At 76.1% G+C, this 12,605-nt stretch carries 8 protein-coding genes; 2 read left to right on the forward strand and 6 right to left on the reverse strand.

All coding sequences use genetic code 11. The features are described from left to right. Position 1: 1 nt before the first annotated feature. The gene (locus tag E8D37_RS17245) at positions 2 to 763 is read left to right on the forward strand and encodes an SDR family oxidoreductase (RefSeq protein WP_136571066.1); all 762 of its coding nucleotides are present in this window, start codon (positions 2 to 4) and stop codon (positions 761 to 763) included. A gap of 67 nt (positions 764 to 830) precedes the next feature. On the opposite strand, the gene E8D37_RS17250 is transcribed toward E8D37_RS17245, so the two are convergent. From E8D37_RS17250 to E8D37_RS17275, 6 genes are all read right to left on the reverse strand, one after another. Beyond that, the gene (locus tag E8D37_RS17250; protein WP_136571067.1) at positions 831 to 1,688 is read right to left on the reverse strand and encodes a sigma-70 family RNA polymerase sigma factor; all 858 of its coding nucleotides are present in this window, start codon (positions 1,686 to 1,688) and stop codon (positions 831 to 833) included. A 181-nt stretch (positions 1,689 to 1,869) separates the two neighbouring features. Further along, entirely contained in the window at positions 1,870 to 2,988 is a 1,119-nt protein-coding gene (locus E8D37_RS17255) for an XdhC/CoxI family protein (RefSeq protein WP_136571068.1), read from the reverse strand. Positions 2,989 to 3,067: 79 nt separating this feature from the next. Then, complete coding sequence (fgd, locus tag E8D37_RS17260; protein WP_136571069.1) at positions 3,068 to 4,090, reverse strand: glucose-6-phosphate dehydrogenase (coenzyme-F420); 1,023 nt, start codon at positions 4,088 to 4,090, stop codon at positions 3,068 to 3,070. Between the two features lie 72 nt (positions 4,091 to 4,162). Then, a complete protein-coding gene (locus E8D37_RS17265; protein ID WP_206055828.1) occupies positions 4,163 to 5,800 on the reverse strand; it encodes an NAD(P)/FAD-dependent oxidoreductase in 1,638 nt (545 codons plus the stop codon). Continuing rightward, on the reverse strand, positions 5,797 to 8,199 hold the full coding sequence (gene cofG / locus E8D37_RS17270) for a 7,8-didemethyl-8-hydroxy-5-deazariboflavin synthase CofG (RefSeq protein ID WP_136571070.1): 2,403 nt from the start codon (positions 8,197 to 8,199) through the stop codon (positions 5,797 to 5,799). The genes E8D37_RS17265 and cofG overlap by 4 nt, the downstream gene beginning before the upstream one ends. 93 nt (positions 8,200 to 8,292) lie before the next feature. Beyond that, positions 8,293 to 10,797: an ATP-binding protein gene (locus E8D37_RS17275; RefSeq protein WP_136571071.1), complete on the reverse strand. Its 2,505-nt coding sequence runs from the start codon at positions 10,795 to 10,797 to the stop codon at positions 8,293 to 8,295. 287 nt (positions 10,798 to 11,084) lie between these two features. Between E8D37_RS17275 and E8D37_RS17280 the strand changes: the two genes are divergently transcribed. Beyond that, entirely contained in the window at positions 11,085 to 12,581 is a 1,497-nt protein-coding gene (locus tag E8D37_RS17280) for a phospholipase D-like domain-containing protein (RefSeq protein WP_206055829.1), read from the forward strand. Positions 12,582 to 12,605 lie beyond the last annotated feature (24 nt).

The raw sequence follows: 12,605 nt of genomic DNA on the forward strand, positions 1-12,605 counted from the left end.
CATGGGTGACCTGGTGAGCAACGAGCTGGACGGCGTCCGCGCCGTCGTCACCGGTGGCGCCTCGGGCATCGGCGCGGCGGTCATCGCCTCGCTGCAGGCGCGGGGCGCGCGGGCGGTCGCCCTCGACGTCAACGAGCCGACGGCCGAGGGCGTGACCGGGTTCCGCTGCGACGTCACCGACGACGCGAGCGTCGTCGCGGCGGTGGCCGACGCCGTCGCCCTGCTCGGTGGGCTGGACGTCGTCGTCAACAACGCCGGCATCGGTGCCCAGGGCACCGTCGCCGACAACGAGGACGCCGAGTGGGCCCGGGTCCTCGACCTCAACGTGACCGGCATGGCCCGCGTGAGCCGGGCGTGCCTGCCGCACCTGCGGGCGTCCGACCGGGCGGCCATCGTCAACGTCTCCTCCATCGCGGCGACGGCCGGCCTGCCCCAGCGGGCGCTGTACAGCGCCAGCAAGGGGGCCGTCCTCTCGCTCACGCTCGCCATGGCGGCCGACCACGTCCGCGAAGGCATCCGGGTCAACGCGGTCGCCCCGGGCACCGTCGGCACCCCCTGGGTGCAGCGGCTGCTGTCGTCGGCGCCGGACCCCGCGGCCGAGCTGGCCGCGCTGGAGGCCCGCCAGCCGCACGGCCGCCTCGTGGCCCCCGAGGAGATCGGGGACGCCGTGGCGTTCCTCGTCGGCCCCAGCAGCGGCTCCACCGCCGGCACCGTCCTGCACGTGGACGGCGGCATGCAGGGCCTGCGGCTGCGGCCCGCCTGACGCCCGCGTCGGGACACCTCACCTGCCGGGCCCGACCCGCCCCGCCCCGGCCCGGCCCGGCCCGCCCTCAGGCGGCGCCGGAGCCGGGCACGTCCGGGAGCCCCAGGGAGTCGGCTCCGAACGCGTCGTCCAGCCGGGAGCGCAGGCGGCCCAGCACCTGGTTGAGCCGGCGGGAGACCTGGACCTGGGACACGCCCAGCGCCACGCCGATCTGGGCCTGCGTCCGCTCCTCGACGAAGCGCATCACGAGCAGGTCCTGGTCGTCGGTGCCCAGCCGGCCGACCTCTGTCTCCAGCGCGAGGCGGTCGACGAGGTCGGCCGTCTCGTCGCGGGTGCCCGCCAGGTCGCGGCCGGTGCCCTCGGCGGGTCCGTCCTCGGCCGCCCCCCGCGGCGCCGGGGCGTCGAGCGAGTCGGCGTGGAACGCGCTGCCGGCCGTCATCGCGTCGGTGACGGTGCCCTCGCTCACGTCGAGCGCGTGCGCGGCGTCCTCGACCTCGAGGCTCGTCACGCGGTCGAACGAGAGGCCGCTGCGCATCAGCCGCCACCGGGCGTCCTGCACCGCGCGCGGCGGCCGGATCGTCCAGCTGTTGTCGCGGAAGTGCCGGCGCAGCTCGCCGCGGATCGTGGGCACGGCGAACGCCACGAAGGGCACGCCGGTGCGGACGTCGAAGCGGTCGACGGAGTGGACCAAGGCGAGGTAGGCGACCTGCTCGAGGTCGTCGGTCGCGACGCCGCGGCCGCCGTAGTGGCGGGCCAGGCTGCGCGCGAGGGGCATGTGCAGGTGCACGACCTCGGCGCGGGTCTCCCGCCCGTCGGGCGTGTCGTGGTCGTCGGTGAGGCCGTGCCACTCGGCGAGGAGCAGCGCGGTGCGCTCCGCCCGGTCGGGCGGTGCCCCGCCGGGGGCAGGGCCGCAGGAGTCGTCCATGAGGTGCTCGCATCCTTGCGGGGGGGGGAAAAGAAGAGGTGCTCGGGAGCCGGTCGCGGCCCGTGTGTGGTCGGGTGTGGTCCCTGGGGAGCGCGCACCTGCCACTCTGCCCCGCACGGCCCCGAAGCACACGCACCTCACCCCTGTGGTGCCTGATCCGGCCTGACGCGGGCCGGGAGCCTCAGGAGTGGTGGACGGCGGACGTGAGCTGCGAGAGCGGGAGGCCGGTGCCGCCCCAGCGACGGGCGACGATCTCGGCCGCGATGCTGATCGCCGTCTCCTCGGGCGTGCGGCCGCCGAGGTCCAGGCCGACGGGCCCGGACAGGGCGGCGAGCTCGGTGTCGGTGAGTCCGCGCTCGCGCAGCCGCTCGCGGCGGTCGGTGTCGGTGCGCCGCGACCCCATCGCCCCCACGTACGCCGGCGGCACCGGCAGCCGCAGCGCGACCTCGAGGAGCGGCACGTCGAACTTCGGGTCGTGGGTGAGCAGCACCAGCACGGTGCGCCCGTCGAGCCGTCCGGCGTCCCGCTCGGCGGCGAGGTAGCGGAACGGCTGGTCCACGACGACCTCGTCGGCGTGCGGGAAGCGTGCGGCGGTGGCGAAGAGCGGCCGCGCGTCGCAGACGGTGACGCGGTAGCCCAGGAAGGCCCCCGCCCGGCTCATCGCGGCGGCGAAGTCGATCGCCCCGAAGACGATCATCCGCGGCGGCGGGGCGAACGAGTGCACGAACACCTCGCAGCCCTCCCCGCGGCGCTCGCCCTCCACCCCGTAGACCAGGACGCCGGTCGCGCCGGCCGCCAGCATGCCGGCCGCGTCGTCGGCGACCGCCGCGTCGAGCCGTGCGCTGCCGAGCGAGCCGCCGCTCACCTCGCCCACGAGCAGCCGCCGCCCCACCCGGTCGGGGTCGGGGTGCGCGACCACGGTGGCCGTGGCCACGGGGCGCTCGGCTGCGACGGCCTCGACGAGCGCGCCGAGCTCGGGGAACGTGTGCCGCGAGACCGGCTCGACCGCGACGTCCAGCACGCCGCCGCAGGTGAGGCCGACCGCGAAGGCGTCGTCGTCGCTCACGCCGTAGCGCTCGACCCGCCCGCGACCGGTGGCGACGACCTCGCGCGCGGCCTCGTAGACCGCGCCCTCCACGCACCCGCCGGAGACGGACCCGACGACGCTGCCGTCGGGGCCGACCAGCATCGAGGCGCCGGGCGGTCGGGGCGCGGAGCGGAAGGTGTGGACGACGGTGGCGAGGCCGACGGTCGCGCCCTCGTCCCACCACGCCCGCAGCGCGGGCAGCACCTCTCTCACGCGCCTACCTTCACACGCCCGGCCTCACACGCCCGGCCTGGACCGCCTGGCCCCACCCGGGCGCTCCCGCCCGCGTGGCTCAGGCCTGCGCGGCGGGCACCAGGGACCGCAGGGCCGGGGCGACCTCGCTGCCGAACTCGGTGAGGAACGTGCGCTGGTCGCCGCCGGGGGCGTGGAACACGAGGTGGTTGAACCCGGCGTCCGTGTACTGCTTCACCTGCTCCACGACCTCCTCGGGCGTCGTCGCCACGATCCAGCGCTTGGCGACCTGCTCGATCGGCAGCTCGTCGGCGACGCGGGCCATCTCGACGGGGTTGGTGATGGAGTGCTTCTGCTCCGGGGTGAGCGAGAGCGGGCCCCAGAAGCGGCAGTTCTCCAGCGCGGCCTCGCGGGTGTGGGCGTAGCTGAGCTTGATCTCGATGGTGAGGTCCTGCTCCTGGCCGGCGTAGGGGCCGAGCGCGCGGCCCTCGGTGCGGGCGGGCAGGAGCTGCTCGGTGTAGAGGTCCATGCCCTTGCCCGACGTGCAGATGAACCCGTCCCCCATCCGCCCGGCGTACTTGGCGACAGTGGGGCCGCCCGCGGCCACGTAGACCGGTACCTCGACCTCGGGGTGGTCGTACACGGTGGCGTCGACGGTGGAGTAGTACTCGCCCTCGAACGTCACCCGCTCCTCGCGCCACAGCGTGCGGATGAGGCGGACGGCCTCCCGCAGCCGACCGAAGCGCTCCTTGAACTCGGGCCACTCGAAGTCGCCGAGCACCGCCTTCTCGTTGAGCGCCTCGCCGGTGCCCACGCCGAGGATCACGCGGCCCGGGTAGAGGCAGCCGAGCGTGCCGAACGCCTGCGCGATGAGCGCCGGGGGGTAGCGGAAGGTGGGGGTGAGGACGCTGGTGCCGAGCTGGACCCGCTCGGTGCGCTCGCCCACGGCCGCCAGCCAGGACAGCGAGAACGGCGCGTGCCCGTCGACGTGGCGCCACGGCTGGTAGTGGTCGGAGACCCACACGGAGTCGAGCCCGACCTCCTCGGCGGTGACGCCGAGCTCCACGAGCTCGCGCGGGGCGAACTGCTCTGCGGAGGCCTTGTAGCCGAGCTTCAGGTCCACGGGTGCACTCCTTCTCGCGGGCCGCTGCGTCGGGGCCGCGCTGTGGTCGACGTCGTCAACCTAGCGGGCGCGTCACACCGCGGGGGTGACGCAGCCCACGCGTGGGGTGCTGGACGCCGGGTCGCCGCCCTCCGGCGGGGCGGCACCGAGCCGGGTGAAGGCGGAGGGGTCGAAGTGCCCGTTGCGCCGGCGGAACTCCTCGGCGCGCTCGGGCCAGACCAGCGTGAGGCGTCCGGACCGTTCGTCGAGGTACCAGGAGCGACAACCGCCCTGGGTCCACACGGTCCGGGCGGCCAGGGTGTCGATGAGGTCGGTGTAGGCGGCCTCGGCCTCGGCCCGCACCTCCAGCGGCCCGCGGCCGTCGCGCAGCTGCTCGAGCGCGCCGACGACGAGCCCGGCCTGCGCCTCGACCACCTCGAAGGCCGAGTGGTGCCCCAGCGTCCCGTTGGGGCCGTTGAGCACGAAGAGGTTGGGGAAGCCGTGCACCACGGTGGAGGCGTGGCTGGTCATCCCATCGGCCCAGTGCTCGTCCAGGCTCACGCCGCCGCGCCCGCGCACCAGCGGCGCGTACGGCTGCCGGGTGGTGGCGTAGCCCGTCGCGAGCACGAGGACGTCGAGCGGGTGCCGCGCGCCCGAGGCGGCGACAGCCACGGAGCCGGTGCCCGGCCCGTCGTCCACGCCGTCCCCCGTGGGCTCCACCCGGGCCAGCGCGGAGGTCTCGACCGTGACGTCCGGGCGCTGGAGGGCCGGGTACCAGGAGTCGGAGAAGAGGGCGCGCTTGCAGCCGATCTCGTAGTCGGGCGTGAGCGCGTCGCGCAGGGGGCCCGGCGGCACCTGGGCCTCGAGGTGGTCCAGCGCCAGGCGGCGCAGCGCGGCCGCCGCGTCCGAGCCGGCGAGCCGGGCCTCGAAGAGCCGGTCGGCCGTGGCCGAGAGCGCGGCGCGGCTGGCGTCCGCCGGGGCCGCCACGGCCGGGTCGGGCTGGGGCAGCACCCACGGCGGTGTCCGCTGGAAGAGCACGGTGCTCGCCGCCTCGCGGGCGACGTGCGGGAGGAGCTGCACGGCGCTGGCCCCGGAGCCGACGACGCCGACGCGCAGCCCGGCCAGCGGTCGCGGGTCCCAGGAGGAGGAGTGGAAGACCCGGCCGGCGAACGAGGCGAGGCCGGGCACGTCCGGCAGGCGCGGCTGGGTGAGGCGTCCCGCTGCGAGCACGAGGACGTCGGCCAGCAGCTCCTCGGGGCCGTCGGGGCCGACCAGCGAGAGCCGCCAGCCCCCGTCAGCCCAGCCCCCGTCAGCCCGGTCCCCGTCAGCCCGGGCCGCGTCCGTCCAGTCCGCGTCCGTCCAGTCCGCGTCCGTCCAGTCCGCGCCGACCAGCGCGGTGGCGGTGCGCAGGTGCGGGCGCAGGCCCTCCTCGTCCGCGGTGCGCACGAGGTAGTCCTGGATGCTCGCGCCCGGCGCGAAGGCCTCGTCCCAGCGGTCGGGGCGGAAGGAGTAGGAGTAGAGCCGGGCGGGGATGTCGCAGGCGACGCCCGGGTAGACGTGGTCGCGCCAGACGCCGCCGACCTCGTCGGCCCGCTCGAGGAGGACGAGGTCGGACGCGTCGCGGGCGAGCCCGGCGCGACGCAGCCGGGCGGCCAGGCCCAGCCCGGCGATCCCGGCGCCGACGACGGCCACGCGGGTCCTGCGGGCCCGGGCGGTCACGCGGCCGGTCACCCGGGCACCGGGTCGTAGAGCGTCGTGCGCTGCACCGGGGTGCGGCCGAGGCGCTCGGCGATCCGGCGCAGGTCGCGGGGGAGCAGCTGGCGACCGGCCTCGGCCCCGACACCGGGGTCCAGGACGCCGTCCAGCAGCGCCCCGCCGAGGTCGTCCGCGCCGCCGGCGAGCACCCGCTCCGCGCCGCGGACCCCGAGCTTCGGCCAGGCGGCCTGCACGTGGTCGATGCGGCCGTCGAGCAGCAGCCGGGCGACGGCGTGCACCGCGCGCGTCTCCCGCAGGCTCGGCCCGGGGCGCGCGCCCGGGCGGGAGGTGTCGACCGGGAACGGGTGCTCGGCGGGCACGAACGGCATGGCGATGAGCTCGGTGAAGCCGCCGGTCCGGTCCTGCACGCCCGCCAGCGTGCGCAGGTGCGCGACCTGCTGGGCGGGCGTCTCGAGGTGGCCGTAGACGATCGTCGCGGTCGAGCGCAGCCCGGCCGCGTGGGCCGTCTCGATCGAGTCCAGCCAGGCGGCCACCGCGACGTCGGTGCCCGCGGTGAGCGCGGCGCGCACCTCGTCGTCCAGGATGCGGGCAGCGGTGCCCGGCACGGTGCCCAGGCCGGCCGCGCGCAGCTCGCGCAGCCACGCCGGCACGGTGAGGCCGGCGCGGGCGGCGCCGTCGATCACCTCGGCGGGGCGGAAGGCGTGCAGGTGCAGCGGGCCGCCGTGCGGGCCGGTGACGGACGTGACTGCCCGGACGATCGCCAGGTACCCCTCGGCGCCCGAGCCCGCCGGGGCCGGCCCCTGGACGCAGACCTCGGTGGCGCCCAGGTCGGCCGCCTCCCGGGCCAGGGCGCGCAGCCGCTCGGGGTCGAGGCCGGGGTCGAGGTTGCGGTTGACGACGTAGGTGGCGACGTCGCCGAGGCGGTCGCGGCGCACCTCGTCGGCCAGCGCCGCGAGCCGCTCGAGGTCCGCGCCGTCGGCGGCCAGGAGGCGGGCGTAGGCGGCGTCGTCGAGCCCGGACGGCTCGGCCTCCGCGGCGCGGAGCAGGCCCGCGACCTCGGAGGTGAGGACGGCGGGCGCGGCGGTGCGCGGCGGCCCGGACGGCCCCGCGGGCGACCGGCCGGCCACCGCGTCGTCCAGGGCCAGGCCGTCGGCGTCCGCGAGGGCCAGGACGTGGGGCAGCAGCCGGTCGTCCACCCAGTCCGCCCCCGCGCGGCCGGAGCCGTCCGCGGCCTCGCGGGCCGCGCGCAGGTAGGAGGGGTGGGTGGTGAGCCGCTCGCGCAGCGCGAAGCCGAGGTCGGCGCAGCGGGCGGCCAGCGACTCGACCTCGGGCCAGGGCCGCTCGGGGTTGACGTGGTCGGGGGTGAGGGGGCTGATGCCGCCCCAGTCGTCGATCCCGGCGCGCACGAGCAGGGCGAGCTCGTCGGGGTCGGCCAGGTTCGGCGGCGCCTGCACCCGCATGCCCGGGCCCAGCACGAGCCGGGTGACCGCCACGGCCGCCGCGTGCTCCTGGGCGTCCAGGTCGTCGCGGTGACGCATCGCCGTGCTCGTCTTCGCCCGGAAGTTCTGCACGATCACCTCCTGGAGGTGACCGTGCCGGTCGTGGACGTCGCGCAGCGCCAGCATCGCCTCGACCCGCTCGGCCGGCGTCTCGCCGAGCCCGAGCAGGACGCCGGTGGTGAACGGGACGCGGGCCAGGCCGGCGTCCTCGAGCACCCGCAGCCGGACCGCGGGCTCCTTGTCCGGGGACAGGTGGTGCGGCTGCCCGGGCTCCGCCCACAGGCGCGTCGACGTGGTCTCGAGCATCATCCCCATCGAGGGGGCCGCGTCCTTGAGCATCTGGAGCTCGCCCCACGTCATCACCCCCGGGTTGAGGTGGGGGAGGAGGCCGGTCTCGCGCCGCACCAGCCGCGCCATGTCGCCGACGTAGTCGAGCGTCGAGGCGTACCCGTGCTCGTCGAGCCAGGCGCGGGCCTCGGGCCAGCGGTCCTCGGGGCGGTCGCCGAGCGTCAGCAGCGCCTCCTTGCAGCCCAGGGCCGCGCCGCCGCGCGCCACCTCGAGCACGTCCTCGGCGCTCATGTAGGGCGCGAGGCCCTGGGCGCGCAGCCGGGCCGGCGACTGCACGAACACGCAGTAGTGGCAGCGGTCGCGGCACAGGTGGGTGAGCGGGAGGAAGACCTTGCGGGAGTAGGTGAGGACGCCGGGGCGCCCCGCGGCCTCCAGGCCGGCGTCGCGCACGGAGCCGGCCAGCGCCAGCAGCCGGTCCAGGTCGTCGCCGCGGGCGCCGAGCAGGGACTCGGCCGCCGCGGGGTCGTCCAGCCGGTCGGCCGCGGCCCAGGACTCCTCCGCGGCCGCGAGCGCCCGCCCGACGTCCGGCAGCGAGGGGTCGAGGACGACGGGGAGGGAGGCGGGCACGGGCCCAGCATGCCCCGCCGCCCCCGGGCGGGGCGAACACCCCTCCCGCGCGCGGCCCGGCGGGCGCGGCGGGCCCGGCGGGCCGCCGCCCGGTCAGGCCGCCGGCCCGCTCCGGTGCTCGAGGGCGTCGGTCCTCGCCGCCGGCCCGTCCTGAGACTGGGCGGCCGGGAGGTCCAGGACGAACCGGGAGCCGGGCCCGCCGGTGCCGCCCACCGACCGTGCGGCCCGGCAGCTGATGCTGCCGCCGTGCCGCTCGACGATGGTGCGGCACAGGGAGAGCCCCAGCCCGGTGCCGGTGTAGTGCGGGTCGTCGGCGTGCGCGCGGGTGAAGCGGGTGAAGATCGCCTCCCGGTAGGCCTCGGGGACGCCGATGCCGTTGTCCTCCAGCTCGAGGACGACGCGGTCGCCGATCCGGCGTCCGGAGATCCGGATCACCGGCATGACGCCCGGGGAGACGTACTTGATCGCGTTGCCGACGAGGTTGCGCAGGAGCTGGGAGAGCAGCGCGGCGTCCGCCTCGACGTCGGGGACGCGACCCACGTGGATCTCCGCCTGCAGCGAGACCTCGTCGAGCAGGTCGGCCAGCGGCCCCTCCTCGTCGGAGACCGGCACGACGACGGGCTGGAGGGAGCCGGACTCGGCGACCGCCTGCTGGAGCAGGTCCGTGACGAGGTCGCCCATGCGGTCCAGGCCCGAGCGGGTCTGCGCGGTGGCCTCCTCGACGAGCCGGATGGCCTCGTCGATCGCCTCGTCGCGGCCCCCGGCACGGGCGGCGACCAGGGCGAGGTCGCCCGAGGCCAGCTCGGTCCAGCCGCGGGCGGTGGCCAGCGGGGAGCGCAGGTCGTGGGCGGCCACCGAGGCGAACTCCGCGAGCCGGCGGCTGCGGTCGCGGTCGTCGGTCACGTCCGACATCACCAGCAGGGCGCGGTCGCTGCCGCCCCAGGTGCGCGCGACGTCCAGGCGGGTGCTGGTCACCGACACGACGCGCTCGCGCCCCGCCGCGTCGTGGACGAGCAGGTCGTGGGCCGGGACGGAGCCGTGGAGGAGGGCCCGGACCGACGGGCGCTCGTGGTCCTCGAGGAGCGTGCCGTCGGGGTGTCGCAGGCGCACCCCCGAGAAGTCGGAGTCCAGGACCGTGCGGCCGGGGCCCAGGAACGTGCGGGCGGCGGCGTTGGCCAGGACGACGCGCCGCTCGGCGTCCAGGACGAGCACGGGCTCGCCCATGGACTCGGTGAGCTGGCCGAGCAGCTCCAGGCGCTCGGCGCGCTCGCGGTCACGGCGGACGAGGGCGTCGAGGAGGCGACGGCGGTCCTCGGTGATGGCGCTGGTCACCAGCGTCACCGTGAGCATGGTGAGGAGGAAGAGCTGGAGGTCGACCACCAGGTCGACGGCGGTGTCGGCGTCGGTGAAGGCCGTCTGCCCCAGCGCCGTCATCACCGTGACGAAGCCCGCGTAGACCAGGGCGTTGAGGAGGGCCAGGACCGCCGAGAACCGCGCGGCGGTCCACAGCACGGGCAACAGGGCCAGGAAGAGCAGCGCGTGCCGTCCGCCGACCGTGAGCAGGTACGCGCCCGCGGTGAGCGCGCTGACCACGGCCAGCTCGCCCGCGGCGCGGGTCCGCAGGTCGTGGAGCTCGCCGCGGACCGTGCGGCCGTGGGTGCGCTGCACCCGCAGCAGCAGCACCAGACCGGCGACCACGAGGAGTCCGGTGACCTGCCGGGCCCACCCCGTCACCGTCGCCACGAGCGCGGTGTCCGGGGCGGTGAGGAGGTAGCCCGCGCCGGCGACGAGGGCGCCGGCGAGGCTCGCGACGAGCAGCGCCGCGCCGACGCGGAGCACGACGCGCAGCGAGGACGAGGGGGTGTCCGGCTGTGCCGCGCGGGCCTCGCCGCGCACCAGCCGCAGGGCCTCGGAGCGGTCGAGCAGCGCGGTGGCGACGAGCGTCTGCACGAGGCCGGCGACGAGGGTGACCGCCGCCGTGCGCCAGGAGATCGCGGCGTGGCCCGTGACCGCACCGAGGGCGAGCAGCGTCGCGACCGAGGCGAGGATGCCGAGGACGACGGCCGCCCGACCACGCGGGGTGCGCTGGCCGAGCATCCACAGGACCGCGGCGCCGGCCGCCGGCCAGATCGCGGAGAGCTCCGCGCCGTCCGGGACCGTGAGTCGGCCGAGCACGAAGAGCGTGACGTAGAGGAGCCCGTGGGCCGCGAAGTCGCGGCGCTGGGCGCGCACGCCCAGCGCCGCCGGGGCGGCGTCGGGGTCGTTCTCCCGGGCGTCCGCGGGACGGCCTGACGACGGGTCCGCCGGGGGTGCGGGGTCGTGGGCGGGGGACGGGGCCTGGTGCGGGTCAAGGACGCGCTGGGTGGGCACGCCGGCGAGGGTGCGTGCGGCGGTGGACTCCGCCAGGAGGTCGGAGAGCGGTCGCCGCGGGGCGAGGAGCCGGGTGGTCGCGGGGTCCGGGGGCAGCGACGCGGGTGAGAGGGGGGTGGGAGGGAACGGGGTCTGCGTCGTGCCGGGGGCGGACGGCGAGGTGCGGGAGCGGGGGGTCTGCTCCGTCTTCGCGGCCGACCCGAACAGGATGCTCGGGCGCTGCAACACGTCCATGGTCCTTTCGAGGGGGCGTCAGGACCTGTTCCAGGGGGAGGACCGGGCAGGGTGCGGGGGGAGCGGTGACACTGCGCGGTGGGGTTCCGGCGCTGGGGTTGCCGGGGACCAGGGTCCAACGTCCCGATCTTCGTCAGGTCCTCGTGAAGCCGGGGTGAGGGCGAGCCCGACGGGGATGGGGATCTTGTGAAGGTACGCCGAACGGAGCGGCGTGGCTACGGGTCGGGGATCGTTAACCGTTTACGTCGTCACGGATCGTGATCGGCCCTAGGGTGCGAGGCGTGCAGGAGACGGGGGACCCCGCGGGGTGGGTGGGTTGGGTGGTCGCGATCTGGGCCGTGCTGTGGCTCGGGATCGAGACGGGGCTGCGGGTGTGGGCGGTCGGGACCGTCCCCCGGGACCGGCGGCCGGGCTCGGCGACCGCGTGGCTGATGCTCATCTTCTGGCTGCCCCTGGTCGGGCTGCCGCTCTTCTGGATCATCGGCAGTCCGTGGGTGCGCGGGAAGCGTGAGACCGAGCAGCAGGCGGCCACGGCCGTCCTGGCCGAGAAGACGGTCGCCTTCCCCGTGCTGCCCGAGGGTGCGGTGGTCGACGAGCACCTGACCTCGGTCGTCCGGATGAACCGGGCCCTGACCGGGCTGCCGTGCGTCACGGGCAGCGTGGTCGACGTCCACCCGGACACCGAGCAGGCATTCGCCGCCATGGCCGCGGCCGTCGACTCCGCCCGGCACTTCGTGCACGTCGAGTTCTACATCGCGGCCTGGGACGCCACCACCGCCCCGGTGTTCGAGGCGCTGTGCCGCGCGGCCCGGCGCGGCGTCGAGGTCCGGTTCCTCATGGACCACCTGGGCTCGCGGGCCTACCCGGGCTTCGCCGAGCTCGGCCCGCGGCTGGCCGAGGCCGGGATCGAGTGGCACCTGATGATGCCGATCAGCCTGCGCCGTCGGCAGTGGCGCCGCCCCGACCTGCGCAACCACCGCAAGCTGCTCGTCGTGGACGGCGAGCGCGGCTTCGTCGGCTCCCACAACCTCATCGAGCCCGCCTACGGCAGCGAGAAGAACCGGCGCTCGGGCCGGGCCTGGCTCGACCTGACCGTCGAGGTCTCCGGCGACGTCGTGACGGAGGTGGCGGCCGTGTTCGCCACCGACTGGTACCTCGAGACCGGCACGGTGCTCCACCCGGAGACGTACTTCCCCGACCAGCCCGACCTGGTGCCCGGCGGCGACGCCCACGCGTTCCAGCTGGTGCCGTCGGGGCCGGGCTTCCGCACCGAGCCCAACCTGCGGATGTTCACGACGCTCATCCACCAGGCCACGCAGTCGGTGACCGTCACCAGCCCCTACTTCGTCCCGGACGAGGCGCTCCTGTCGGCCATGACGTCGGCGGTGCACCGCGGCGTCCGCGTGGAGCTCTTCGTCGGCGAGGAGGCGGACCAGTTCCTCGTCGGGCACGCGCAGCGCTCGTACTACGGCCAGCTGCTCGAGGCGGGCGTGCAGATCCACCTCTATCCGCCGCCGACGGTGCTGCACAGCAAGTACCTCACCGTCGACGGACGGATCGGGGTGCTCGGCTCGTCCAACATGGACTTCCGCAGCTACGCGCTGAACAGCGAGATCATGCTGCTGGCCTTCGGCGGCGACCTCGTGGCCAGGCTCGGGGAGGTGGACGAGTCCTACCGGTCCGTCTCGCGGGTGCTCACGGCCGAGGAGTGGGCGCGCCAGCCGCGCCGCAAGCGCTGGCTGGACAACGCCTGCCGGCTCACCGCCGCGCTGATGTGACGCGCCGGTTCTCGGTCCGGTGCT

It is taken from the genome of Nocardioides sp. GY 10127, assembly GCF_004919085.1.
Taxonomy (GTDB): domain Bacteria; phylum Actinomycetota; class Actinomycetes; order Propionibacteriales; family Nocardioidaceae; genus Nocardioides.